At 71.3% G+C, this 23,786-nt stretch carries 21 protein-coding genes; 8 read left to right on the top strand and 13 right to left on the bottom strand.

Features of this window, described 5'->3' with window-relative positions; all coding sequences use genetic code 11:
* Nucleotides 1-19: 19 nt before the first annotated feature.
* The 6 genes from OC490_RS14495 to OC490_RS14470 all read right to left on the bottom strand — a co-directional run bounded on the left by OC490_RS14495 (nt 20) and on the right by OC490_RS14470 (nt 7,229).
* On the bottom strand, nt 20-1,834 hold the full coding sequence (locus OC490_RS14495; protein WP_262058322.1) for an FAD/NAD(P)-binding protein: 1,815 nt from the start codon (nt 1,832-1,834) through the stop codon (nt 20-22).
* 403 nt (nt 1,835-2,237) lie between these two features.
* Nucleotides 2,238-2,837 carry a GTP-binding protein gene (locus OC490_RS14490; protein ID WP_200715774.1) on the bottom strand — a complete coding sequence of 200 codons (600 nt, stop codon included), beginning with the start codon at nt 2,835-2,837 and terminating at the stop codon, nt 2,238-2,240.
* Nucleotides 2,821-3,177 (bottom strand): DUF742 domain-containing protein, encoded by a 357-nt coding sequence (locus tag OC490_RS14485; RefSeq protein WP_019074894.1) that lies wholly within the window; start codon nt 3,175-3,177, stop codon nt 2,821-2,823. Before OC490_RS14485 ends, OC490_RS14490 begins: the two co-directional genes overlap by 17 nt.
* Nucleotides 3,174-3,602: a roadblock/LC7 domain-containing protein gene (locus OC490_RS14480; RefSeq protein ID WP_262058321.1), complete on the bottom strand. Its 429-nt coding sequence runs from the start codon at nt 3,600-3,602 to the stop codon at nt 3,174-3,176. Before OC490_RS14480 ends, OC490_RS14485 begins: the two co-directional genes overlap by 4 nt.
* Entirely contained in the window at nt 3,599-5,830 is a 2,232-nt protein-coding gene (locus OC490_RS14475; protein WP_262058320.1) for a nitrate- and nitrite sensing domain-containing protein, read from the bottom strand. Before OC490_RS14475 ends, OC490_RS14480 begins: the two co-directional genes overlap by 4 nt.
* 205 nt (nt 5,831-6,035) lie before the next feature.
* Complete coding sequence (locus tag OC490_RS14470; RefSeq protein ID WP_262058634.1) at nt 6,036-7,229, bottom strand: DUF5685 family protein; 1,194 nt, start codon at nt 7,227-7,229, stop codon at nt 6,036-6,038.
* Between the two features lie 325 nt (nt 7,230-7,554).
* On the opposite strand from OC490_RS14470, the gene OC490_RS14465 reads away from it, so the two are divergent.
* Nucleotides 7,555-7,995: a cell division protein SepF gene (locus tag OC490_RS14465; protein ID WP_019074897.1), complete on the top strand. Its 441-nt coding sequence runs from the start codon at nt 7,555-7,557 to the stop codon at nt 7,993-7,995.
* Between the two features lie 57 nt (nt 7,996-8,052).
* On the opposite strand, the gene OC490_RS14460 is transcribed toward OC490_RS14465, so the two are convergent.
* Both OC490_RS14460 and OC490_RS14455 read right to left on the bottom strand, forming a co-directional pair.
* Nucleotides 8,053-9,249 (bottom strand): acyl-CoA dehydrogenase family protein, encoded by a 1,197-nt coding sequence (locus OC490_RS14460; protein WP_262058319.1) that lies wholly within the window; start codon nt 9,247-9,249, stop codon nt 8,053-8,055.
* A gap of 142 nt (nt 9,250-9,391) precedes the next feature.
* Nucleotides 9,392-10,999 carry an MFS transporter gene (locus OC490_RS14455; RefSeq protein ID WP_262058318.1) on the bottom strand — a complete coding sequence of 536 codons (1,608 nt, stop codon included), beginning with the start codon at nt 10,997-10,999 and terminating at the stop codon, nt 9,392-9,394.
* A 259-nt stretch (nt 11,000-11,258) separates the two neighbouring features.
* On the opposite strand from OC490_RS14455, the gene OC490_RS14450 reads away from it, so the two are divergent.
* Both OC490_RS14450 and OC490_RS14445 read left to right on the top strand, forming a co-directional pair.
* Complete coding sequence (locus OC490_RS14450; RefSeq protein ID WP_262058317.1) at nt 11,259-12,437, top strand: glycosyltransferase family 39 protein; 1,179 nt, start codon at nt 11,259-11,261, stop codon at nt 12,435-12,437.
* A gap of 236 nt (nt 12,438-12,673) precedes the next feature.
* Entirely contained in the window at nt 12,674-13,711 is a 1,038-nt protein-coding gene (locus OC490_RS14445; protein ID WP_262058316.1) for a phosphatase PAP2 family protein, read from the top strand.
* 95 nt (nt 13,712-13,806) lie between these two features.
* Here OC490_RS14445 and OC490_RS14440 read toward each other — a convergent pair whose 3' ends face one another.
* The 4 genes from OC490_RS14440 to OC490_RS14425 form a co-directional block, all read right to left on the bottom strand.
* Nucleotides 13,807-14,022 carry an I78 family peptidase inhibitor gene (locus OC490_RS14440; RefSeq protein WP_262058315.1) on the bottom strand — a complete coding sequence of 72 codons (216 nt, stop codon included), beginning with the start codon at nt 14,020-14,022 and terminating at the stop codon, nt 13,807-13,809.
* A 262-nt stretch (nt 14,023-14,284) separates the two neighbouring features.
* On the bottom strand, nt 14,285-15,286 hold the full coding sequence (locus OC490_RS14435) for a helix-turn-helix transcriptional regulator (protein ID WP_262058314.1): 1,002 nt from the start codon (nt 15,284-15,286) through the stop codon (nt 14,285-14,287).
* 35 nt (nt 15,287-15,321) lie between these two features.
* Nucleotides 15,322-16,620, bottom strand: coding sequence for an ABC transporter substrate-binding protein (locus OC490_RS14430; RefSeq protein WP_262058313.1), 1,299 nt, complete (start codon nt 16,618-16,620; stop codon nt 15,322-15,324).
* Complete coding sequence (locus tag OC490_RS14425) at nt 16,589-17,155, bottom strand: hypothetical protein (protein ID WP_262058312.1); 567 nt, start codon at nt 17,153-17,155, stop codon at nt 16,589-16,591. The genes OC490_RS14430 and OC490_RS14425 overlap by 32 nt, the downstream gene beginning before the upstream one ends.
* Before the next feature lie 122 nt (nt 17,156-17,277).
* Between OC490_RS14425 and OC490_RS14420 the strand changes: the two genes are divergently transcribed.
* Genes OC490_RS14420 through OC490_RS14410 form a run of 3 tightly spaced genes read left to right on the top strand, consistent with a single transcriptional unit; the run spans nt 17,278 to nt 21,205 of the window.
* Nucleotides 17,278-17,754, top strand: a complete 477-nt coding sequence (locus OC490_RS14420) for a hypothetical protein (RefSeq protein WP_262058311.1) — start codon at nt 17,278-17,280, stop codon at nt 17,752-17,754.
* A complete protein-coding gene (locus tag OC490_RS14415; protein WP_262058310.1) occupies nt 17,754-20,573 on the top strand; it encodes an ABC transporter permease subunit in 2,820 nt (939 codons plus the stop codon). The genes OC490_RS14420 and OC490_RS14415 overlap by 1 nt, the downstream gene beginning before the upstream one ends.
* Nucleotides 20,570-21,205 carry an ATP-binding cassette domain-containing protein gene (locus OC490_RS14410; RefSeq protein ID WP_262058309.1) on the top strand — a complete coding sequence of 212 codons (636 nt, stop codon included), beginning with the start codon at nt 20,570-20,572 and terminating at the stop codon, nt 21,203-21,205. The genes OC490_RS14415 and OC490_RS14410 overlap by 4 nt, the downstream gene beginning before the upstream one ends.
* 57 nt (nt 21,206-21,262) lie before the next feature.
* Here OC490_RS14410 and OC490_RS14405 read toward each other — a convergent pair whose 3' ends face one another.
* Nucleotides 21,263-21,985, bottom strand: a complete 723-nt coding sequence (locus OC490_RS14405) for a LysM peptidoglycan-binding domain-containing protein (protein ID WP_262058308.1) — start codon at nt 21,983-21,985, stop codon at nt 21,263-21,265.
* Nucleotides 21,986-22,489: 504 nt separating this feature from the next.
* Between OC490_RS14405 and OC490_RS14400 the strand changes: the two genes are divergently transcribed.
* Nucleotides 22,490-23,278: a hypothetical protein gene (locus OC490_RS14400; RefSeq protein WP_262058307.1), complete on the top strand. Its 789-nt coding sequence runs from the start codon at nt 22,490-22,492 to the stop codon at nt 23,276-23,278.
* A gap of 37 nt (nt 23,279-23,315) precedes the next feature.
* Nucleotides 23,316-23,723: a hypothetical protein gene (locus OC490_RS14395; RefSeq protein ID WP_262058306.1), complete on the top strand. Its 408-nt coding sequence runs from the start codon at nt 23,316-23,318 to the stop codon at nt 23,721-23,723.
* Nucleotides 23,724-23,786 lie beyond the last annotated feature (63 nt).

Below are 23,786 nucleotides of genomic sequence, written 5' to 3'. Positions count from 1 at the left end.
TTCACCGACCGGCTGGGGGTCACGCGGCGGCCCGACACGCGAGGTCCCGAAGAAATGCCAGTACGGCCCGTGCGGTGGCGTCGTTCTGCCGGAAGGCGGGGCCTCCGGTGCGCGGCCGGGTGAAGGCGCCGGGGGTCCGTACGTCGGTGTAGGGGCCGAGCGCGAAGCGCCGGGGGTGCGGTCGTCCGGCCGCGTCGAGGATGCGGCCGTCGGTGCGGTCCACCCGCAGCAGCCCCTCGGGGGTCTCCACGGCTCCGTCGGCGTGCAGTTCACGCAGCAGCGGGTCGAGTGCGCGCCCGACGGTGGGCTCGGGCAGCCGTGCCTCGACGAGCGCCCGCGCCTCGACGGTGACGCCGGGCACGGTCGGACTGGACGCCCGGAACACCCCGTCCTCGGCGGTCACGGCCATGTCCGCGCCGACGAACCGCACGATGCCGGCCCGGGACAGCGCGAGCAGCTGTCGCAGCCGGGGTCCGGGCGGCCCGGAGGCGAGATAGCTGAAGAAGCCGTGCCACCAGGGCCCGATGTCACCGAGCCGGACCAACTGCACGTAGACGGAGAGCAGTCCGAGGAAGACGGACAGGTCCGGGCTGCTGGACGGATCGTGACGGCGCGTCAGATCGGCCTCGACATACGCCCGCAGGCCCTCCTGGAACGCCTCCTGCGACGGATACCGCACCCCGTCCAGCGGGCGGTCGAGCGCCGCGAGGTCGAGCCGGTCGGCGGGGTCGGGCACGGCGGACGCCACGAGCGCCTCGCGCTCCGCCGCCTCCCCGGCCGCGTACTTCTCCTCGAAGTCGGTCCAGGCGATCGCCGTCCGCTCCGGGTGCACACCGAACAGCCGGTGGTAGTGCGCGAACCCCAACTCCTTCTCGATCAGCGGCCATACGTCCCGCCGGAAGTCGAAGCCCCCCGGCCGCGCGAGTATCGCGTCAACCTCGGCGGGCCCGAAGAACCGTGGCAGCGGCGGCCGTTCACCGGTCCACTCGTAACCGATCTTCGAGTGGTACGGCACTCCGCGCCGCGAGCCGACGTACAGCACCGGTTCCTGCCCCGAGGGGACGTAGGTGTCGCCGTCGTGGCGTCCGCCCCGCCCCTCGGTGAGCAGCACCATCAGGTCGACGAAGGCGAGCCCGAAGCCGCGGACGATGACGGGTTCGCCGGGTGCGAGGGAGGTGAGGTCGCTGTCGGCGGTGAAGTCGGGCGGCAGGTGGACCAGGTCGTGGGCGCGGGCGTAGGCCGCCAACTCGCGCTGCTCGTCGTCGAGTTCGGCGTCGAGGTGGCCGATCGCAAGGACGACGAGGTCGGCGAGGAGCGGGCGCGGGCGGCCTTCGAGCCACACCTGCTGGCGTCCCTCGCGCGGGCCGCTCACCCGCAGGGCGCGCTGCGGGTGGTGGTGGACGGTGACACCCGGCGGCAGCGCGGCCACGGCCTCCTCGTGCACCCAGCGCAGATAGGCGCCCTGGAGCTGCCGGTCGGCGAAGGTGGAGCCCTCGATGTCCGCCCATTCGTGCAGCGTGGGGCCGGGGCGTACCGGACCGTCCATGACCACCGTCTCGTCGGTGAACATGGTGACGTCCTCGGCATGCGAGTTCATCCACAGCAGCGGCGACTGGGCCGCGCGCCAGATGCGTCCGGCGCCCGGCTGATGGGGGTCGACGAGGTGGATGTCGAAGCCCCCGGCACCCTCTGTGCCCGGTCCGGTGTACAACTCGGGCGCGCTGGCGGCGATGCGCTCTATGAGACCGGTCCCCCGCGGCCCGGCCCCGACGACGACGAGTGAGGGCCGTGTGCTCGGGGCGGCGGATATGGGGGTGGGAATGTCGGAAGACATGCGAAGACTCCGTGACGTGAGCAACACGGGCGAATGCCTTCACACAGGGCGCCTGACGGCGCCGTACGGCCGAGCCCCTCAGCAGGACCGTCCTCCGACTGTACGGCGCCGTTTCCCCTCGCTGTCAAGGAAGTCCACACTGTGAGCAGTACGTCTCATCTCGGTTGACGCCCCACCGGATGCCTGTTCCACTTGTCCCATGCATCCGCAGCAGTGGCTGGTCAAGCGCTCCCACATCGACCTCGGTCGAGTGTGGTCCTCTTCCTGTTGAGCTGACCCACTGCGCGTCCCGGTCGCCGGAATCTCCCTCCGACCGTGCGCTTCACGAGTTCTCCCGCGCCACCCGTTCCGCCTTCACACGCACCCCTCCCCTCGGGTTCCGTCCGCACTTCCTCCACCACACCTACCGCGTCAGCGCGGCCGTGCGCCGTCGCGGTGTCGCCCGGACCCCGATCACCCGGTCCATCAGCGCACCGAGCACGTCCCGTACGGAGTCCCGGTTTCGCGCGTCGCACTCCAGCACGGGCACGTCCGCGCTCAGCCCCAGCGCCTCCCGGACCTCCTCCACGTCGAACCGGTCGGCGCCGTCGAAGCGGTTCACGGCGAGGACGAACGGCGCGCCCTGCGACTCGAAGTAGTCGACCGCCGGGAAGCAGTCCTCGATCCGCCGGGTGTCCATGAGGACCACCGTGCCGAGCGCGCCCTCCACCAGGTCGTCCCAGAGGAACGAGAACCGGTCCTGTCCGGGCGTCCCGAACAGATACAGCGTCATCGTCGGATCGAGCGTGATCCGCCCGAAGTCGAGGGCGACGGTCGTGGTGGTCTTCGCCTCGACCCCCACCAACGAGTCGACGCCCACGGAGACTTGGGTCATCGCCGCCTCGGTGTCGAGGGGTTCGATCTCCGAAATGGCCCCGATGAAGGTGGTCTTGCCGACCCCGAGGCCGCCGCTGACCACGATCTTCACGGCCAGCGGCACGATCTTGTCAGAGCGCCCGGACATGGTCCCTGATCCTTTCGAGCATCGGGAGCGGCAGCTCCGCGGGTTGCCGGCAGGCGAGTTGCCCGGCGACGACGAGGTCGGAGATCAGCACCTTCGCCACTCCAAGGGGCACCCCGACCCGGTGCGCCACCTCCGCGACGGTCGTCGGCCGCTCGCACACCGCGACGATGTGGCGCCGCTCGAAAGCGAGCGACGGATCCGGCACGCCGACGGCGACGACCAGCGTCTCCAGGCGCAGATCGGCCTGGAGGGGCTCGGACCGGCCGCCGGTGATGATGAACGGCCGGACGAACGTCGCGTCCTCATCAGGTTCTACGTCCCTGGACTGTTCACCGTTCACCGTGGCAACGCCTGCCGCAGATCGGCGATGAGCATCGGGGTGAGCAGATCACCCGCCCGCTCCGCGAGCACCGCCATCTCGTAGCCGACGAGGCCCAGTTCACCGCTGCTGTCGGCGAGGACACCGAGACAGCTGCCGTCCCGGATCGCCGAGACGAGCAGGAAACCCCGGCCCATCTCGATCATGATCAGTTTGACTCCGTCGAAGCTGTACCGCTTGGACGCGCTGCGGGCCAGACTGCTCAACCCCGAGACGATCGCGGCGAGATGGTCGGCCTCGGTCCGCCCGAGCCCGTCCGACACGGCGATCAGCAGTCCGTCGGAGGAGACGGCGACCGCGTCCCGTACGCCGTCGGTGCTCTTGACGAAGTTGGCGAGCAGCCAGTTGAAGGTCTGCGAGTCGTGCTGGGTGTCGACGGCGGTCACTTGGCGGCACCCTCGTTCGTCTCGGCGTTCTGCTGCTTCTCCTTCTCGACGCTGATCCCGCCCCGCATGTGGGCGCTGCGCAGCGTGGAGAGCATCCCGGAGACCTGTTCGGGGGTCCGTTCCGGGTTCGGCGGTGCGGTGGGGGTGGTCCGGTCGGTCCGGTCGGTCTCACTCACCGCCGCCGCGATACCGCTCCGCTGTGGCCGCTTGACCAGGCCGTTGCGGGTGCGCGCGGCGGACGAACCGCCCTTGGCGGCCACCGGGGCGACCGCCGGTTCGGGCTTCGGCTCCATGTCCGTCTCCGCCTTCCTCGGTGCCGGGACCGAGGGCTTCGCCTCGGCCGCCTTCTCCGTCAGCAACGCCGCGGGGATCAGCACCCGCGCGACCACACCGGCCGCCGGCGCCTCGCCGAGCCGTACCTCGATACCGCACTTGCGGGCGAGCGCGCCGACCACGAAGTGGCCCAGGAACCGGGTGGGTTCGGCCATGAAGCTGGCGGTGCCGGAGAGCCTTACGTTGGCCTCGGCGAGGGCCTGGTTGTCCATGCCGAGCCCGTGGTCGACGATCGCGATCAGGTAACCGGCGCTGGTGCGCCGTCCCTCGATCTCCACGTCGGAGTCCGGCGGCGAGAAACTCAGCGCGTTCTCCACCAACTCGGCCAGCAGGTGGGCGATTTCGACGACGACGGAGCCGGTGACGAACGCGGGCTCGATGCGCCGCAGGGTGACCCGCCGGTACTCCTCGACCTCGGACAGCGCGGCGCGCAGCACGTCGTTGACGGCCAGCGGGGTGGACCAGGGGCGCGGGCTGGACTCTCCGGCGAGCACGAGGAGGCTTTCGGCGTTGCGGCGCATACGGGTGGCCAGGTGGTCGAGTTCGAAGAGGTTGGCGAGGGTCGCGGGGTCGGCGTCCTCGTGCTCCAGCTTGTTGATGAAGCTGATCTGACGGCGCACCAGGTTCTGGTTGCGACGGCCCAGGCTCACCAGCGAGTCGGTGGCGTTGCGCCGCAACACGGCCTGCTCGGTGGCGAGATCGAAGGCGGACCGCTGCACCCGGTCGAACGCCTCGGCCACCTCCCGGACTTCGGCCCCGGCCCGGTGGGTGACGACGAGCCGGGCGGGCGGCTGCGGCGCCGCCCCGGACGAGCCGTCCTGTACGGCGGCCACGGCCTGCGGCAGCCGGCTCCCGGCCACCTCCCGTGCCTGCTGGGCGAGTTCGACCAGCGGCGAGGAGACCGACCGGACACAGTCGAGGGCCAGCGCGCCGAGCGCGGCGATCGTGCCGAGCGCGAGCAGCAGGAACAGCAGCAGGTCGCGCTGGGCCGAACTCTCCAGCTGCGCGGCCCGGTTCTCGACATCGGTGCCGAGGCTGATCTGTACGCCGCGCATCCCGTTGATGGTGGAGGTCGTCGCATCCCACCAGGCCATGGGCGGAATGACGCTCGCCTTCAGCTTCCCGGTGCCGTGCACCGCCTTGCTCTCGTACGACAGCGCGCGCTCGGCGTCGGGCGTGGTCAGGGCGGTGTTCAGGCGCCGCTCCTGCACGGCGGTGGCCGACCGCGGGAAGGCGTCGAGGGCGGCGAGGCGTCCGGCGCGGATCTCCATGAACCGGCCGTAGTCGTCGCCGCGGAACTTCCCGGCGCGTACCGAGCCGAGCACGATGGCCCGCTCCTCGCCGGTGAACTCCTTGGCGTTGCCGAGGACTTGGAGCGCCTGGTAGGCGTCGCGCAGGGTGCCGTCGTGGACGTCTCCGAGGCCGAGGTCGAGCCGGTCGAGGACGGTGATGGTGGTGGTGAAGTAGTCGAAGGTGTCCTTCACCACGCCGGTGCCGTCGTCGGCGTCCTTGCGGATCCCGGCGAGACCGTCGAGCCGCCCGAGGGACTCGCGCACGGAACCGGCGGCCGAGTCCTCGCGCCCCTTCAGGGCCACGTCCAGCTGCTCACGGGCGGCGTCGGTCGCCTTGCGCTGCGCGGGCAGTTTGGCGCTGAACTGCCGGACTCCGCCCACGTATCCGGTGGTGAGCCCGCGCTCCTTCTGCAGCTCGTGCACGAGCCCCTGGAGGGTGATCTCCAGGCGGGCGTTGTCGGCGGTCGCGGAGGCGTTGCGGTAGGCGGAGATCTGCTCGGTGGCCGCGATGCCGAGCAGGGCGAGCAGGACCGCGAGGGCGAGGACCAGAATCCTCAGCAGCCTGGCGCGGATGCTGGTGGTCGCTTTTGTTGTGACGTCCACTGAAGTGCCTTAAGTGGGTGGCGAGTTGATCAAGAGTCGAACCTGAGGCAGAAATGGTTCTGCTCCCGCCCAACGACCCTCACGGCACACCGGTCACCGGATCATGTTTTTGTTTTACCGCGCCGAAACACGGGTCGCCCGACCTGGCAGGTCGGCAATGGCCCGCGAGGCGGTCGTATACAACGACCGTGACTGCCCGTCACGTTCAGCAGTCGCAGCACGAGAGGCATTCACAGCACTCGCAGCATTCGCAGGCGTCGCAGCACGAGCAGTCGCAGTTCGAGCAGCACCCCTCACGCCGCCTCCGGGACCACGGCCCCTCGAACTCGTCGGCACAGCACACCTTGCAGGTGCAGCACAGCCCGAGCGCGGCGGCGCACCCGGCCCAGAAGCCGCGCTTGTCGGGCCGCGGGGGCTCACCGCCGAAGGGGTTGCCGCCGTGGGGATTCCCGCCGTAGGGATTGCCGTCGTGGCGCGGATCGCCCGGCAGGTACGGAGTCTGCGGCGGCCCGAACGCCGCCTCGGGTCCGTGCCCGCACGACTGTGTCCCGAAGGCCCGGTCCACCGAGCGCCCCAGTTCGTGCGCGAGCAGCAGATGCGCCAACTTGCCGTCCGTGAAGGACGTCTCCCGCAGCGCGAGCCGTATCCCGTGCAGCGCGTCGTCGGCCAGCCGCCGTGCCTCGGTGAGCGGGGTGCCGGTCGCGGTGAGGGGATTCCAGGCACCAGCCGCGGCATCCGCCTCCCGGTCCTCCACGGCGTCCAGGAGATGCGCGAGCCGGCCGAAGAGGCGCCCGGCCTCGGCGAGCGGTACGGCGTTGCCGGGCCGTCCGGCCAGGAGCGCGGTGTGGGCGAAGGCGGCTGCGGTGGCCGTCTCGGTCGGTTCGGTGACGGTCAGGATCGGGGTGCCGGGCCCGGCGAGGGCCTCGATGCCGAACTGCCGCTCCACGGCCTCGACGAGGACACCGGCGTCGAACCCGACGGCCGTGCCGGTGCGCGCCCCGGCCCGCCCCCAGCTCCCGGCGACCCGCCGCGCAGCCAGCGCCACCGGCTTACGGGCCAGCAGCCCGTCCCCGTCGGCGACATGGTCACGCACCTTGGCGGAGGCGAGCACCAGCGAGACGGCCGCCGCGAGGCGCGCCCCCTCGCCCTGCGCGACGGACGCGGTCCGCATCCCGCGCAACGGGCAGGGCCCGGCCGTACGCCGCAGGCCACCGCCCGCCCGCTCGGCCTGAGCCTCCGTCAGAACCGAGAGCAGCAGCCCGTCGTAGTTGGTGACCACCCGCGCGAGCTGCCCGTGGTCTCCGCGCAGCGCGAGGCACAACCCGCACAAGTGCGCCATCCACTGGGCCTTGAGGCTCTCTCCGAGCCGATGACTGCAGGGCCTGACCATTCCGAACACGACGATCCCCCGTGGCGTGTACGACATCTGACGTGGCGTTCACTACGACACCCGGAGGGTCGCCGAGCGGCCGCATCGTATCGGCCATCTGTTCACCCGTACGCACCAGCCATCACCCGGACGCCGGGAAGAATCATATTTCACTCTCAGTCAGCAGCCCTATGCGGCAACACCCTTGATACACGGGGGCCCTCGACGTATTGGCTGTGCACCAGTAGCGTCACAAACCCCCCGCGCGGCGTCTATCCACTTGGCGCGCGATCCGCATCATGGATGACCATAGGGATGCGGATAGCAATAAAGACCGCTGTGAGAGGAGGCGTCCATGGGATCGGTACGCAAGGCGAGTGCCTGGCTTGGGCTCGTTGACGACAACGATGACGAGCGCTACTACGACGACGACTACTCCGAAGGGACCGAGCAGCCCGGGGATGCCTGGGTGACGGACCCGCGAGTGAAGGTGGCCTCGGACGTCGCCGAGGTGAAGGGCCGACGCATCGGCACGGTCACCCCGGACAGCTTCCGGGACGCCCGCGCCATCGGCGAGCTGTTCCGGGAAGGGGTTCCGGTGATCGTGAACCTCACGGCGATGGAGGCGACCGACGCCAAGCGCGTGGTCGACTTCGCGGCCGGCCTGACCTTCGGACTGCGCGGCACGATCGAGCGGGTAGCGAACCGTGTCTTCCTGCTGACCCCCGCCAACACGGAGATCGTCAGCGGCGACCCGGTCGCGCGCCGCGAGGACGGTTTCTTCAACCAGAGCTGAGGCAGGGCCGCTCATCGGCCCTGCCTCCCGCAGGGTTGAACAGGACTTCGGGTCTTCCTACCGGAAGGCGTCGAGTCCGGTGAGCGCCTTGCCCAGCACGAGCTGGTGCATCTCGACGGTGCCCTCGTACGTGAGCACCGACTCCAGGTTCGTCGCGTGCCGCATCACCGGGTACTCCAGCGAGATCCCGTTGGCACCGAGGATCGTCCGTGCCGTACGGCAGATCTCGATGGCCTCCCGTACGTTGTTCAGCTTGCCGAAGCTGACCTGCTCGGGACGCAGGCGCCCGGCGTCCATGCGCCGCCCCAGATGATGGGCGAGCAGAATCCCCTTGTGCAGTTCGACCGCCATGTCGGCGAGCTTGGCCTGGGTGAGCTGGAAGCCGCCGATGGGCCGCCCGAACTGCTCCCGGGTCTTCGCGTATTCGACGGCGGACTCGAAGGAAGCGCGCGCCGCGCCCATCGCACCCCACACGATTCCGTAACGGGCGTGCGACAGACAGCTCAGCGGCCCCTTCAGTCCGACGACCTCCGGCAGCACGGCATCGGCCGGCAACCGTACGTCGTCGAGGACGAGTTCACTGGTGACGGACGCACGCAGTGACCACTTGTGCTTGATCTCGGGCGCGGAGAATCCGGTGCTGTCGGTGGGTACGACGAACCCGCGGATCCCGTCGTCGGTCTGCGCCCACACGACGGCGACACCAGCCACGGACCCGTTGGTGATCCACATCTTCCGCCCGTTGAGCACCCAGTCTCCGCCGTCGCGCTTGGCGTAGGTCCGCATACCGCCGGGGTCGGAACCGTGGTCGGGCTCGGTCAGTCCGAAGCAGCCGATGACGTCACCGGAGGCCATGCGCGGCAGCCACGCCTGCTTCTGTTCCTCGCTCCCGAAGCGGTGGATGGCGTACATGGCGAGCGATCCCTGCACCGACACGAGCGACCGGATGCCCGAGTCGGCGGCCTCCAACTCCAGGCAGGCGAGCCCGTATTGGACGGCGGAGGCACCGGCACAGCCGTACCCGTCGAGCGACATCCCGAGGGCACCGATACCGCCCAACTCCCGCGCGAGCTCCCGGATCCCGGGCAACTCCCCCTTCTCGTACCACTCGGCGACGTACGGCAGCACCTTGTCGGCAGCCCATGCGCGAACGGTGTCGCGGATCGCGAGGTCCTCGGGGTCGAGCAGGTCGTCGATGCCGAGGGGGTCGGCGGGGTCGAAGGGGGGCAACTTCGAGGACGAGGACGCAGCCATGCACAGCCTCCGAAATCTAAGAAAACTACCACTGCTAGTTACGATAGCGCGGACGGGCAGGCGCCGACGGCGAGGCACCCCCACAGGAGACGTCCACCCTTCAAGCGCCCGTAGCGGGCGGTGCGTGGGTGGGAGATGTTGTTCAGGCGGAGACGCGGGACTGTGTCACTTCGCGAGGGGCAGGTACCGCTACAGCCGCCGCGGGCACCTCGCAGTGCATGATGCGGGGCAACCGCAACGCCATCACCGCGCCCAGCAGCAGCAGGCCCGCGCTGACGAGCAGCGTGACGTGCAGGCCGTGCACGAAGGCGTGCCGAGCCGCGTCGCGCAGGGCGGCACCACGCACCCCGCCCAGACGCGCGGCGATGTCGTAGGCCTCGCCCAGTGAGTGGCCCGCCGAGGCCGACGCGGAGGTCGGCACCCCGGGCACGGACCGCAGCCCGGGCGCGTACGCCGCGTTCATGACGCTGCCGAGGAGCGCGATGCCGATGCCGGCGCCGAGTTGGTAGGAGGTCTCGCCGATCGCCGCCGCGCCGCCCGCCTGGTCCGGCGGCGACTCGCTCAGCATCGACTCGTACGCCCCGAAGAGCGTCATCTCCAGGCCGAACCCGAGCAGCAGGAACCCGAAGAGCAGCAGCCCGGTGTTGTCCCGGCCGCCCATCGCGGTGAGCGTCAGCACCGAGACCGCGGTGAGGCAGAAGCCCGAGCACACCATCCGGCGCGGGCCGAAACGCCGGAGCATCCGCGCCCCGAACAGCCCGGCCGCCATCGCCGCGAACGTCAGCGGCAGCAGTCGTAGACCCGTCTGGAGAGGGGACAACCCCAGTACCAGTTGCAGGTATTGGGCCGCGATCAGTTCCAGGCCCACCAACGCCAGCATCGCCAGCACGATGCAGCCGACCGATGTGCTGAACGCCGGCCTGCGGAACATGCTCAGGTCCACCAGCGGATGCGTACGACGCCGTTGCCGTCGTACGAAGAGAACCAGCAGCACCGCGCCCACGAGCAGCGGGGCCACGGTCCACGCGCTGTCCACGGGCTCTCCGCCGCCGAGCCGCTTCACGCCCAGGACGACTCCGAAGAGTCCGCCCGCGGCCATCAGCGCGCCGACGACGTCCCACGGGCCGTTGCGGTCGCCGCGGGACTCGGGGAGCAGAAGGCGGCCGATCGGCAGGCTGATCAGCATCAAGGGGATGTTGACCAGGAAGACCGAGCCCCACCAGAAGTGTTCGAGGAGGAAACCGCCGAGCAGCGGACCCACCGCCGCGCCCACCGCGGCCACCGCGCTCCACACGCCGATCGCCACCGCGCGCTCGCGCCGGTCGGGGAAGACCTGGCGGAGGATCGACAGCGTGGCGGGCATGATCATCGCGCCGCCGACGCCGAGCAGCGCCCGCGCGAGGATCAGGACCTGGGCGGAATGGGCGCAGGCGGCCAGGCCGGAGGCGATGCCGAAGAGGCCGTAGCCGAGGAGCAGGATGCGTCTGCGGCCGACGCGGTCGCCGAGCGTGCCGAAGAGGATCAGGAGCGAGGCGCAGACCAGCGGATAGACGTCGACGATCCAGAGCAGCTCTATCGCGCCGGGTTTGAGGTCCTCGGTGACGGCGGGCACCGCGACATGGAGCACGGTGGCGTCCAGCGCGACGAGCAGCAGGCTGACACAGAGGACGACGAGGACGACCCAGCGGTTGGCACCGGCCCCGGCCGCCCGACGGCGCAGCGCTGCGGCGGCCGTGGTCGTCCCGGACATGTACTACCTCCCAGATGTTCCCTCGCGTTCGGCGGGCTCACGGGGTGGGGACTCCCCGTGACTGCGGCCGGAGAGGAGCGGTGTCTCCGACCCGCGCAACGAAGGCGAGTGAGCCGTCAGAGTACGCGAGTTCACGCCAATGCCACGTGGCGGACCTCTCACACTCCCCGGACAACACGTGTGGCGTACACCACTCCCCCTCCTGTGGACCACGCCCCGCCGGGTCTGTCGGTTCCGCACCCCGTCGATAATCGGGTCCGTGACCGATCTTGAAGCACCGCTGCGCCGGGCGGCCCCGGCCCTCCTCGGGTACGCCGCCGTCCGCGCCCTGGGCCTGGTGGTGCTCGCGGTGTGGAGCGCGGCGCGCGGCAAGAGCGCCCACACCTTGCTGACAGCCCGCTGGGACGCCCTCTGGTACACCCGGGTCGCCGACCTCGGTTACGGCTACGAGGTGCGGCTCCCGAACGGCGACGTCCACTCGAACCTCGCCTTCTTCCCGCTGCTGCCCTGGCTGGAAAGGTTCATGCACGCGGTCTCCCCGCTGTCGTACGCCGACGGCGGTCTCGTGGTGAGCCTGCTCGCGTCGCTCGCGGCGGCCTGGGGGATCTTCGCGGTCGCCGAGCATGTCTACGGCCGCAGGGCGGGCGTGTGTGCCGTGCTGCTGTGGGCCGTGCTGCCGGTGGGGATCGTGCAGTCGATGGCGTACAGCGAGTCGCTGTTCACGGCGCTCGCCGCCTGGTCGCTGTACGCCGTGCTGACCGGACGCTGGCCGACGGCGGGGGTCCTGGCGCTGTTCGCCGGTCTGACCCGGCCCGTGGGGCTCGCCGTGGTGGCCGCGCTGTGGGTGGCGGGCATCGCCTCGTTCGTGGGGGCCGCCTCGTCCGCGGGTCTCACCTCTTTCGTGCGGGATCGCAGCGCGGCGCTCGCGCCCGGCGCGCGGAACTGGCGGTGCGCCCTCGGTCTGGTGCTCGCGCCCCTGGGCGCCGCCGGGTACGTCCTGTGGGTCGGCCACCGCACCGGCAAGGGTCCGCTGGGCTATCTCGACGTACAGGCGGGCTGGCGCAACGGTTTCGACGGCGGCGCCGCCTTCGCCCGTTTCGTCGGTGAGAAGTTCACCTCGTTCCCGTCCGCCCTGGCCGGGGTCGGGCTCATCGTCGGGGTCGGGCTGGTCGTCTGGCTGTACGTCGTGGGGGTCCGGCAGGGCCAGCCGCTGCCCCTCCTGGTGTACACGGGGGTCGTCACCGCGCTCGCGCTGTGCGCGTCGAGCTACTTCGGCTCGAAACCGCGCCTGCTGATGCCCGCGTTCCCCCTGCTGTTCCCCCTCGCGCTCGCCCTGGCACGGCTACGTACCTCCAGGTCAGCGTGGGTGGTGAGCGGTGTCGCGGTGGCGTCGGCCGTGTACGGGGCGTTCTGGCTGAACGGCACCGGTCCGCCATGATCCACTCCGGGCAGCGGTGAGCGCCCGGCTAATTTCACCCCAGCATTTGGTGAACTGATTAATAAGTGCCATAAAACTGGGGCCGACATGATCAAAGGAATTGAAGGACGGAGCCATCGGGGATTGCGGAATCCTCGGAAATAAACCTGCTCCTGAGAGCTTTCCCACATCACATCGTCATCACAAAGCCGCTGATTCGACGGGGATCCACACTCACTCGCTGTAACGTCGATTGAGTGCGTACCGAACGAAACCTCACCCGTCTGGACCGGGTGTTCGCGAGGCTGGACCGTGAACCCGAACGGCCGGCCAACATCGATGTGCCGAAGATGAGCCGGCACAGGGTCGTGCTGTTTGCCGCGACCCTGGCCTTCTATCTGGCGATCGTATGGCTCGTCGTGACCACGTCCTGGCTGGTCCGGTTCGACTGGCAGGTCATGTTCTTCCGGCCGTACCAGCAATGGGCCGGCATCCACTGGTTCGTCGACTACTACGTGGTGCTGGGCCAGCGCGGCCCGACCGCGGTGATGGTCGCGGCCTGGCTGGGCTGGCGCTCGTGGCGGCAGCACACACTGCGCCCGCTGCTGACCCTGGGCACCCTGCTGCTGTTGCTGAACATCACGGTCGGCGCCGCCAAGCTCGGCATGGGCCGCCTCGGCCCGCACTACGCCACCGTCATCGGCTCGAACGAGATGGGTCTCGGCGGCGATATATTTCCCAGCGGCCACACCGCCAACGCGGTCGTGACCTGGGGGATTCTGGCGTATCTGGCCTCCACGCCACGAGCCCGCCGCTGGTTGTCCGCCGCGTCCGCCGTGACCTCGCTCGGCGTCGGTCTCGCCACGGTCTACCTCGGTACCCACTGGCTGAGCGACGTGCTGCTCGGCTGGGCCGCCGGTCTGCTGGTGCTGCTCGCCCTCCCGTGGTGCGAGCCGCTGATCGCGCTGGCCGAGACCCGCATCTTCGACTCCCGCGACCGTTGGCGCGCCCGCCGCGGCGGTACGGCGCCGGCCCCCGTGCCGACGTCCCCGGTCACCGCGCCCGTGCTGCTCAAGCCGCGCACCTCCACCTCGGGCGACGAGGTCCCGGCGGCCCGCGAGACGGTCACCGCGAGCCGTTCGGCGCGGCCTCCCGCCCATCTCGCTCCGAGCCCGCACACGACCCGCTCGGAGCGCACCCCGGTCACCCCGATCGGCAGCCGCCGACCGCCGCATCCGGAGCGGGTGGCACGTGGCACCGCCTCGGCGACGGCCCGTCCGGCGGCGGGCGGCTGACCCACCGAACCGCGGGGCCGGTACGCACAACCCATCCCCGCATGACGAAGGCCCCGGTTCCTCCTGCGGAACCGGGGCCTTCGTGACGTGCGCGTTCAGCCTTTCCAGGCGCGCGCCACCGTGCCGTCCTTGACCTCGAAGTTGAGCCGGCCCTCGCGGTACTCCATGGTGATGATCGCCCCCGGCGGCAGCGACCGCACGGTCGACCACCCCCGTTCCCGCGCGAGCCGCTCGGCCTCCGGCGCGTCGAGGCCGACGTAGGTGTCGGGGCTGTCCTGGGGCTTCGCCGGTGGAGTCGGAATGGGTGCCATGCCCGCCACGCTAGCCCCTCTCCCGCTCTCCACGACCCTCTCCGGTCACACTTCTGTCACAGGATCAGGACGTGTGTTTTGTTCCGACCGTCTCACACGTATGAGCGGTTCCGTACGCCTTACGCGGGCATTCGAACGTAATTCCCGCCTGTCGGTCCGGCCCGTCGAATAGCCCGGCGGAAAGTTCCGCGAGAACCGGCCGGGCGCCCCATTCCATTCCGATTCCGTGCCGTACGGCGGGAGCTGACGCAGCATAAGAGTTTCACCGTTCCGGCACAGAATCGCTGTGCGGCCCCGGGCCGTCCCGGTCCAGCGCACGGGACAGCCGGTCCCGCGCCGTCCTGATCGCCCCGGTCAGCTCGACCGGCTCCAGGACCTCGAACTCGAAGCCCATCATCACCACATGGATCACCATCACATCGAGGTTCGGCGCCCCGGTCCGCAGCAGACAGGCGTCCGGCCCGTCCGCCTCCAGCGTCCCGGCGGACGGTGAGATCCGCTCGGCGGCCCGCTCCAGGGGCACGAGCAGCCGGACAACGGCCTGCGAGGCGTACGCGCGCGTGGAGACCCCTTTCGACACGTACGCGGCGAGGTCCTCGGCCGGTGGTTCGCGCGGGGTGAAGCGCGGCCCGTGCGGCGGTCTGGGCGTGACGCGGTCGACGCGGAAGGTGCGCCAGTCCTCGCGGTCCAGGTCCCAGGCGACCAGGTACCAGCGGCGCTCGGTGCACACCAGGCGGTGCGGTTCGACGGTACGGCGGGGGGGGGCGCCGTCGTGGCTCTCGTAGTCGAAGCGCAGCCGCTCGGCGTCCCGGCACAGGGCGGCCAGCTCGGTCAGTACGGCGGGGTCGACGGCGGACGGCAGGGTGTTGTGCAGCATCGGCACGGTGAACGCGTTGAGGGCGCCCACCCGGCGGCGCAGCCGGTTCGGGAGGACCTGTTCCAGCTTGGTGAGGGCGCGTACGGAGGTCTCGCCGATGCCCTCGATGCCCTGCCCGGCGGCGGTGCGCAGGCCGACCGCCACGGCGACCGCCTCGTCGTCGTCCAGCAGCAGCGGCGGCAACTCTGCGCCCGCGCCCAGCTGGTAGCCGCCGCCCGTGCCGGGACTGGCGTTGACGGGGTAGCCCAGCTCGCGCAGTCGGTCGACGTCCCGGCGCACGGTGCGCGGGGTGACCCCGAGCCGGTCGGCCAGGTCGGCGCCGGACCACTCGCGGTGGGCCTGGAGCAGCGAGAGCAGCCGCAGGAGTCGTGCCGAGGTCTCCAACATGGTCGAAGTCTGTATCAAGGGCAGTAGGGCAGTTATCAAGGGCTGTACGGGAGTTGCGGCACTTCGAAACAGGTGCTGTTCATGTCCCCCTGCGGGATCCACCCCTTGCCGTCCTGCCAGCGGGCGACCGACAGACAGGTCCTGCGCGTCCTCGGCGGTTCGGCGAGCCGCTCGAAGGAGACGGGAACCAGCAGGCCGTCGGCGGTGTAGTGCTCGCTCCGGTTCATGAAGTCGTCGACGCACGCGCGCGTGACGCCCGTTTTCGCGCACGCCTTCGCCGCGTCCGTGAACCACATCGCCGCCGCCCACCCCTCCAACTGCCACTGGGAATGCGTCTTCAGCCCCTTGGTCGCCTCCCGGAACTCCTTTACGGCGGGCTGCGACACGTCGTCGAAGTCACGGCTGGACCCGGTCGCCCACAGGGCGTTGCGGCAGCGCGGGGAGTTCTTGTAGTCCTCCGGGACGGTGGATGTCCAGTTCTGTACGTTCGTCACCTTGGCGACGACGCTCGCGCCGACCTGGTCCATCGCCGCGCACAACTGGGCGTTCCCGTGCGTGTCGAGGGCGTCGAAGACGAGGTCGGCGCCCTGCTGCTTCAGGTCGGCCGCGGCGGCACGGAAGTTGGGCAGCGCGAAGTCGACCTGTTCGGGGACGACTTTGTAGCCCTCGGCCTTCAGCCCCTGTTCGACGAGCCGGGCATAGGCGGCGGACGCGGCCTGGTTGTACGACACGACGGCGGCGGTCCGTGCGCCCTGGCGCTGCTTGAAGTACCGGTAGACCTCCGTGCCGCCGTACAGCTTGCCGCCCCAGCCCGGGGCGCCCGCGCGGGGTGCGAGGCTGCCGTAGATGCCGTACAGGTGCGGCCAGGTGTCGTAGGCGGCGCCGATGGGCTGGCCGCCGATGTCGGGCACGCGCGCGTGGGAGACACGGGAGGCGCCCGCGTAGTCGAGGACGGTGGTGGCGACCAGGGCGACGACCTTGTCCTCGTCGACCAGTTGGTGCACGCATGTGTTGTTGCCGACCCCGCTGCCGCCGTCGTCGCACAGCCGCACCTCGACCCGGCGACCGGCGATGCCCCCGCCCGCGTTGACGCGGCCGAAGTACGCCTCGGCGCCGTCGCGGGGGCCGGTGAAGGTGTCGCCGCCGACCGGGCTGGTCGCGCTGGTGATGATGCCGACCCGGATCGGCGTGCCGGTGCTCGGCGCGGGCGTACGGGTGTCGCCGTGCTCGAAGTCGCTCTCCGGGAGACGGCTGCCGCAGGCCGTGCCCCCGAGGAGGAGCAGCAGCACCGCGGCAGCGGCCTCAGCAGCCCGACCCGGGCGACGGCGAGGCATCGCCGCTCAACGCCACCAGCGCGCACAGGGTGTTGACGGACACCTTCCAGGTGCCGCCCTGCTCGACGGAGGTCCCGGAGGCGTCCGGCAGGGCGGTGGCACCGTTGAGGGTCAGCGTGTAGGTGACGGTCGCCTTGTCCGCCTTGGTGAACACGACCTTGGTGACCTCCGCCTGGACCTGTCCGCCGCGTTTGTCGCCGTTGAACGCCTTCAGGACCGGGCCCATCTTGTCGCCGTTCTCCAGGACGGCCTGTTTGTCCTGGGTGGAGCCGGCCGGGTCGAAGAACTTCTTCCAGTTGGCCTTGATCTGGGTCGTGGCGGCGGCCGGGTCGGCGGGCGCGGTCGCCGGTGCGCTCGTCGTCCGCTCGACGGACGGGGTGGGCGGTGGCGCGCCGCTGCCGCCCCCGCTGTCGTCGCTGCAGGCCGCCAGGGCCGGGCCGAGCACGAGCAGCAGGGCGGCGGCCGTGACTACCGTGCCCCGCCGTCGCCTTGCATCCCTCGCGTTCCTTCGCCTGAGGTCGCTCCCGAGAACCATCTGGCTCACCACCGGGTGTCGGTCCGGGCCGTGCGCGCCCGGTGTTTTCAGGTCGGGTGTCAGAAGGCATAGTGCAAGCCATTGGCCGGCATGGACAGACACATGACATGTGGGAGCCGTAAATGCGGACAGCCCGACTGCGGACCGTGCGTCCCGTCCTGTGGGCCGGCTGGGCCGCGCTCGCCGCCGGTGCGGTGCTGTGCGTGCTCGGCTGGTACGGCGTCTCCGGCGAGCGCTACGCCGAACGCCAACTCCCCTACCTGGCCTCCTGCACGATCCCCGGCGCCGCCCTGATCGTCGCGGGTGCGGTCCTGCTCACCCACGGCCGCGGCGCCCTCGCCACCGCGCGCGTGGAGGAGCTGTACGCCCTTCTCGTGGCCGCCGGAGCCGACGACGCCGAGGAGTCGGCAGAGGTCGCCGCGGCGCCCCTGGCGGTCAGCGGAGACCTGTTGATGGTGCCCGGCGGCACGTTGTGGCACCGCGCGGACTGCCCGTTGGTCGCCGGGAAGGCGGAGGCGGTACCGGTGGACTCGAAGCTCGTGGCGAACGGCGAGTTGAGCCCCTGCCCGATCTGCGAGCCCGCCGAAGCCGACGACTGATGTCCTCGCTGAGCTACGACCTCACCCTCGCCGGCCTGTCCGTCGGCAGCGCCGCCGCGCTCACCGGGATCGGCCTGATCGTGACGTACCGGGCGACCGGCGTGCTCAACTTCGCGCACGGCGCGGTCGCGATGGTGTGCGCGTATGCCCTGCGGCAGTGCGTGGTGGGGTGGGGCTGGCCGCTGTGGCTGGGCGCGGTGGTGACGCTGCTGTTCCTTGCGCCGGGTGTCGGGGTGGCGCTGGAACGATTCGTCTTCCGACCGTTGTCGGCCCTCGGCGGCGATCCGGCGCAGACCCTGGTCGCGTCGATCGGGGTGTTCGTGCTGCTGGTCGGCGGGGCGGCGCTGGTGTGGGGGCAGGGCGCCCGGGACGACGCGCCGGAGCTGGTGTCGGCCGATCCCTGGGGGCAGTTGGCGGTGGTGCTCGTGCTCGCGGCGGGCGTCGGGGCGGTCATTCGCCGGACGCGGTTCGGACGGGAGCTGCGGGCCGTGGTGGACGACCGGCAGCTCGCGGTGCTGGGCGGGGTGGACGCGGACCGGGTGGCGGCGGCGGGCTGGGCGTTCGGGTCCTTCACGGCGGGGCTGACGGGCGTGCTCCTCGCCCCGTTCGTGCGCCTGGACCCGTACGGCCTGCCCCTGCTCGTCATGGAGGTGGTGGCGGTCGCGGTGGCCGCGCGGATGCGGAGTCTGCCGGTCGCCGTGGTCGTGGCGCTGGGGATCGGGGTCGGGCAGAGCCAGTTGACGAGGGTCCATCTGTCCGGCTGGGGCGGGCAGTTGGTGCAGGCGGTGGGCGCGAACCTGTTCGTGGTCGCCCTGTTGGCCGTGGCGCTGGTCCTGCCGGGTCTCGGTGCGAGGGACGCGCTCCCTCGTACGACGACGAGGGCGCGCGTCGCGACGCCTCCCGGTGCCTGGATCGTGGCCGCGGTGCTGTTCCTGCTCCCCCTCGGCTTCGCCGGCTCGGACCTGCACACCTCGGTCCAAGTCCCCGCGCTGGGCGTGGTGTTGCTGTCCCTGGTGGTGGTCACCGGGCGCGGCGGCCAGCTCTCGCTGGGGCAGGCGGCGTACGCGGGCCTGGGTGCCCTGTTCACGGCGCTGCTGGCGGCGGGCCGCTTCCCGGGACTGCCCCGCCTCCCCGAACTGGCCGCGCTGACGGTGGCGGTGCTCCTGGTGGCTCCCCTGGGCCTGCTGACGGGCTGGCCCGCGATCGGCCGCCACGGCCTGTCCCTCGCCCTCGCGACCTTCGCGGTCGGCGTCGGGGTCAGCCGCTTCGTCTTCGCCCAGCCGTACGCCACGTCGGGCCTGTCGCTGGACCGCCCGTCCGGCTTCGACGGGGACCGCGCCTACTACGTCCTCGAACTCGCCCTGCTGGCATGCGCGTTGCTGGCCACCCACGCCCTGCGCCGGGGCCGCACGGGCCGCGCCCTCGCCGCGATGCGCGACCACGAGGCGGGCGCGTCGGCGGCGGGCGTCCGGGTCCCGTCCCTGAAACTCCTGGCCTTCGTCGCGGGCGCCGCGCTGGCCGCCCTCGGCGGCGGCATGCTCGGCATGGGCCTGCGCGCCTTCGACCCTTCGGCCTACGACCCCGTCCGGGGCCTGCTGTGGTTCGCCGCGGTGGTCGTCCTGGGCGCCGACAGCACCCTGGGCGCGCTGACGGCCGCGGCCCTGCTGGTCGGCCTGGACGCGGGCGCGCGCGGCGGAGTGGCGGCGGCACTGATCGGGGTGCTGGCGGTGTGCGTGGGGCGGTTTCCCGGGGGTCCGTACGAGGCGCTGCGGACGGCGGTCGAGCGGCTGCGGCCCCGACACCGGGCGCGGCTCACGCCGTTGGGGGTGCGGGTGCGGCGGAGGTTGCGGATGGTGGGCAGGCCGACGCGGATGGGCTCGACGGCGGCCGGGCACGCGGGTGTTGCGCGCAGCGCGGAGCTCGGTGGCGGGCGGGTGTCCGACGGTGCCCGGGACCCGCGAGGACGCACCGCCGGGCCCGGGCAGCGGGGCGAGGCGGGCTCAACAGCAGCCACCCGCAAGGATGTTGTGCGCCCAGCGGAGGCCGACGTCGGCGCCGGGTGGAGGCGCGCCCTTGAGCCCACACACCGGCCCGAAGGAACACCCCCTCTCAGACCAGTCCCACCCCTCCTCACCGCCCATGCCCTGTACGCCAGTTACGGCACCTTCACCGCCCTCAACGGAGTCGATCTCGTCGTACGGGCGGGGCAAGTGACCGCCGTCGTAGGGCCCAACGGGGCCGGAAAGAGCACCCTGTTCCACTGTCTGGCCGGGACCCTGCGGCCCGTGCGCGGGCGGGTCCGGCTCGGCGGGCGGGATATCACTCGGCTGCCCGCGCACGCCCGTACCCGGCTCGGGGTCGCCCGGACCTTTCAACAGCTCGCCGTCTTCCCCTCGTTGACCGTCGCCGAGAACGTGCGGGTGGGGGCCGAGCAAGGGCGGGTCGCCGAACCCGCGGCCGTGGAGCGGGCGTTGCGGCTCTTCGGGCTCCACGGGGAGCTGCGGTCGCTGCCCGCCGCCGGGCTGTCCACCGGGACACTGCGCCGGGTCGAACTGGCGAGGGCGTTCGCGGGCAGCCCGCGCGTGCTGCTGCTCGACGAGCCCGCCGCCGGACTCGACACCGCCGAAGTGGCCGCACTGACCCTGGTGTTGAGGGCGCTGGCCGCGGAGGGCACCGCCCTGCTCGTCGTGGAGCACGACCTCGACCTGGTCGCCGACCTCGCCGACGTGGTCCATGTGATGGCGGCGGGCCGCATCGTCGCCGCCGGACCACCGCACCGGGTCCTCGACTCGCCCGGCACCTGGGAGACCCCGGCATGACCATCACCCTGCGCCACGCACGCGTGCGCTACGGCTCACTCGAAGCGCTGCACGGCGTCACCCTCGCCGCCCCCGCCCACGGGCTCACCGTCCTGCTCGGCCGCAACGGCTCAGGCCGCACGACCGCGCTGCGCGCCCTCGCCGGTACGGTCGCGCTGTCGGGCGGCGCGGTGGTGTGGGACGGCGCCGATGTGACCCGTATGCCCGCCTACGAACGGGCTCGCCGGGGACTGTGTCTGGTGCCGGAACGGCGGGCCGTGTTCGGGTCCCTCACCGTCCACGAGAACCTCGAACTCGCCGCGCGGGACTACTCCGTGGCCCTCGACGCGTACCCGCAGCTGGGTCCCCTGCTCCCTCGCCGGGCCGGCACCCTCTCCGGGGGCGAGCAGCGCATGCTGGCCCTCTCCCGTGCCCTGCTGGCACGTGCGCGCGTGGTGCTCGTCGACGAGCCGGCGCAGGGCATGTCACCGGCGGTCGCGGACCGCACGTACGAACTGCTGGGCGGGCTGGACGCGTGCGTGGTCGTCGCCGAGCAGCGGCTGCCGCCCGTGCTGCGCGGCCGGTCCGCCCTCGTGTACGAACTGCGGCGCGGGGCGGTCGTGTTCGGCGGCGAGGCGGCCGAACTGGCGTAACGGCGGGCCCCCGCCCGGTCGACGGACCTGGCGGGGGCGCGGCGGGAGCGGTTCGGCTCAGAGGTCGAGCTGCTGCCCGGGCATGATCAGATCGGGGTCGCCGCCGATGACGGCCTTGTTGGCGGAGTAGATCTTCCGCCAAGTGGTGCCGTGTTCGGCCGCGATGCCGCTGAGGGTGTCGCCCTCGCGGACCGTGTAGTCGCCGCGGGACGTGCCGCGCGAGGCGTTGTTCGTGCCGCGGTCCGGCGTCTTCGCCGCGGGCTTCGAAGGGGCCGCCTTCTTGGTCGACTTGACCGTCGACTCGGTGGACGACTTCTTCGTCGTCTTCGTGGACTTCGTCTTCGTGGACTTCTCGGTGACCGTGCCGGAGGAGGCCGCGGGTGCGCTGCCGCTCGCTCCGGCCCGTACCGAACAGACCGGCCAGGCGCCCCAGCCCTGGGCGTGCTGGACCTTGGTGGCCACGGTGATCTGCGCGGACCGGGAGGCCTGGTCGGCGGTGGCCGCGTAGGCCGAGCCGCCGTAGGCGCGCCAGGTGCCGGCGGAGAACTGGAGTCCTCCGTAGTAGCCGTTGCCGGTGTTGATGTGCCAGTTGCCGCCGCTCTCGCACTGGGCGATGCGGTCCCACACTCCGCTGTCGGCCGCCGCGGCGTTACCGGTGGCCGCCAGCACGCCCAGCGGGGCGAGCAGGGCGGCTCCGGCGAGGACCGCCGCCGTCCGTGCCTGACCCTTGCGGTGGGTCTCAGGCGTGTTGTCGCGAGTGGTATCGGCACATTCGGACATGTAGTTCCCTCTCCAACAACTCGGGGTCCCCCAAGGCGGTCCGCGGCTCCCACGTATCGACGTGGTCCTCGCGCTCCGCCCCGTCCGCCGGCGGCTGTGCTGTTGAACTGGCTTGATCGGCCGGCGGACGTTCCCGAGCGGTGCTCGTTGCACACGGTGGAGGAATGTACGGACGTGGACGAGTCGATGTCGACCAACGACCCGTCGTGCCAGGCCAGTTGACCGTTACCCGGGGTAGCGGCATTTTCCGGCCACCCACTACATTCCCTCATTTACTGATTTTTCGACCAACTGCCCCTTAACGCTGTGACTCGGTTCACGCAACCAACTCCCTTGCATTTCCATGCAGTTGACAGGGAGTGCCCGATTCCGCACCCGGTGTGACCCTGTGCTGCGGTTGGTTGGATTCGGTTCGCTCTGGAGCGTGACTCCCGCCACAGATCGTCCGTTGTCTTCTTCATGAGCCCGGGACCCACCGGGCACCGCATTCCGAGGGAGCCACCCGTGCCGCGCATGCTCGACGTCAGCGACGACGTACGCGCCGAGATCGGCGACGAAGAAGCCGACCGGCTGCTCGCCGGAGACAACGCCCCGGGCAGCTACGACTGCACGTCGTGCCGCACCCAGGGCGACTCCGATCAGGAGCGCACCAGCACCGTCCTGTTCATCGGCGACGAGACCGCCGTCCTCGCCTTCGCCCACGCCACCTGCCTGCCCTCCCAGATCGTCCAGGTCACCGAGGAGCAGCTGCAGGGCGCCGTCCGCTCCATCAGCGGCAACGCGCACGCCCCGGCCGGCGAACCGGAGAAGGCCGTACCCGAGCAGGCCGTGCTCGGTGTGACCAGCGGACTCGTCCTGATCTCAGGGGAGTTGCACCCCGCCCTGGTGGTCGAGCCGACCGCGCCCATCGTGCGGCCCGGCTCCACCGGTGCCGGCGACGACTTCCTGCCGCTGCTGATCGAGCAGGGCTTCATGCCGCTCAGCGAGATCACCACCGTGCCGCCGGTGCTGCACGGCTGGTCGGTGCTGCTCGCCGCGGGCCAGCTGCACGCGGTGCTCCAGCCGAGCAGCACCGGCGGTTCCCCGGTGGCCTGGTGGCAGGCGCACCAGCCGCTCCAGGTCACCGACAGCTGGCGGGCCGCCGCCAACAAGCACCAGCAGGTGCTGATGTTCGCGGCGCCGGTGGGCTCGATCGGCCGCCAGCCCCGCGAGGACCTACTGCGCAGCGCGCTCGACAAGGCCGCGGCGAACGGCAAGTTGGTCGGCTCCGCGCTCCCGCTCGCGGGCACCTGAGCCGCATCCCTTCAGGTCACGCGTCGTTTGGACATACGTGCACGCATACGATGTTCCCCGCAGCCGGCCGTACCAGTCGATCCCGTCCTCGCGATCGGACCGGGACAGCTCCGGCGGCCCATCGGCCACGCCGATCTACGACCGGCTCTACTCGGAGTGGGTCAAGACCTTCCGCTCGCTGCCGGGTGACCGCAGCGGCGAGGAGGAGCTGGGCTTCACCGCCTTCGGGCACAGCCCGCACAGCACGGGCTCGTTCGGCGGCTCATTCGGTGGCGGCTCGTTCGGCGGGGGTTCGTACAGCGCGTACAGCGCGGGGGCCTACAGCGCCCGGCAGCAGTCGCAGTGGCAGCGCGTAGGGCAACTCGGTCACGTGGGCCAGCAGCAGGGCCACACCGGGATGCACCACATCCCGGCCCTGCCGCCCGGCCCACGCCGAGGCATCTGACGTACAGCGCGAAGAGGGCGGCCCCTGTCGAGACAGGAGCCGCCCTCTTCGTCGTAGAACAGC

This window comes from Streptomyces sp. STR69, assembly GCF_024519455.1.
Taxonomy (GTDB): domain Bacteria; phylum Actinomycetota; class Actinomycetes; order Streptomycetales; family Streptomycetaceae; genus Streptomyces.
Note: the sequence above shows the minus strand (reverse complement) of the source record. Positions and strands in the feature narration are given on the sequence as shown.

Coding starts and splice junctions, on each gene's coding strand:
- OC490_RS14495 (WP_262058322.1), bottom strand. CDS start 1,834: ATGTCTTCCGACATTCCCACCCCCATATCCGCCGCCCCGAGCACACGG.
- OC490_RS14490 (WP_200715774.1), bottom strand. CDS start 2,837: ATGTCCGGGCGCTCTGACAAGATCGTGCCGCTGGCCGTGAAGATCGTG.
- OC490_RS14465 (WP_019074897.1), top strand. CDS start 7,555: ATGGGATCGGTACGCAAGGCGAGTGCCTGGCTTGGGCTCGTTGACGAC.
- OC490_RS14460 (WP_262058319.1), bottom strand. CDS start 9,249: ATGGCTGCGTCCTCGTCCTCGAAGTTGCCCCCCTTCGACCCCGCCGAC.
- OC490_RS14455 (WP_262058318.1), bottom strand. CDS start 10,999: ATGTCCGGGACGACCACGGCCGCCGCAGCGCTGCGCCGTCGGGCGGCC.
- OC490_RS14440 (WP_262058315.1), bottom strand. CDS start 14,022: ATGGCACCCATTCCGACTCCACCGGCGAAGCCCCAGGACAGCCCCGAC.
- OC490_RS14435 (WP_262058314.1), bottom strand. CDS start 15,286: ATGTTGGAGACCTCGGCACGACTCCTGCGGCTGCTCTCGCTGCTCCAG.
- OC490_RS14430 (WP_262058313.1), bottom strand. CDS start 16,620: ATGCCTCGCCGTCGCCCGGGTCGGGCTGCTGAGGCCGCTGCCGCGGTG.
- OC490_RS14425 (WP_262058312.1), bottom strand. CDS start 17,155: ATGGTTCTCGGGAGCGACCTCAGGCGAAGGAACGCGAGGGATGCAAGG.
- OC490_RS14420 (WP_262058311.1), top strand. CDS start 17,278: ATGCGGACAGCCCGACTGCGGACCGTGCGTCCCGTCCTGTGGGCCGGC.
- OC490_RS14415 (WP_262058310.1), top strand. CDS start 17,754: ATGTCCTCGCTGAGCTACGACCTCACCCTCGCCGGCCTGTCCGTCGGC.
- OC490_RS14410 (WP_262058309.1), top strand. CDS start 20,570: ATGACCATCACCCTGCGCCACGCACGCGTGCGCTACGGCTCACTCGAA.
- OC490_RS14405 (WP_262058308.1), bottom strand. CDS start 21,985: ATGTCCGAATGTGCCGATACCACTCGCGACAACACGCCTGAGACCCAC.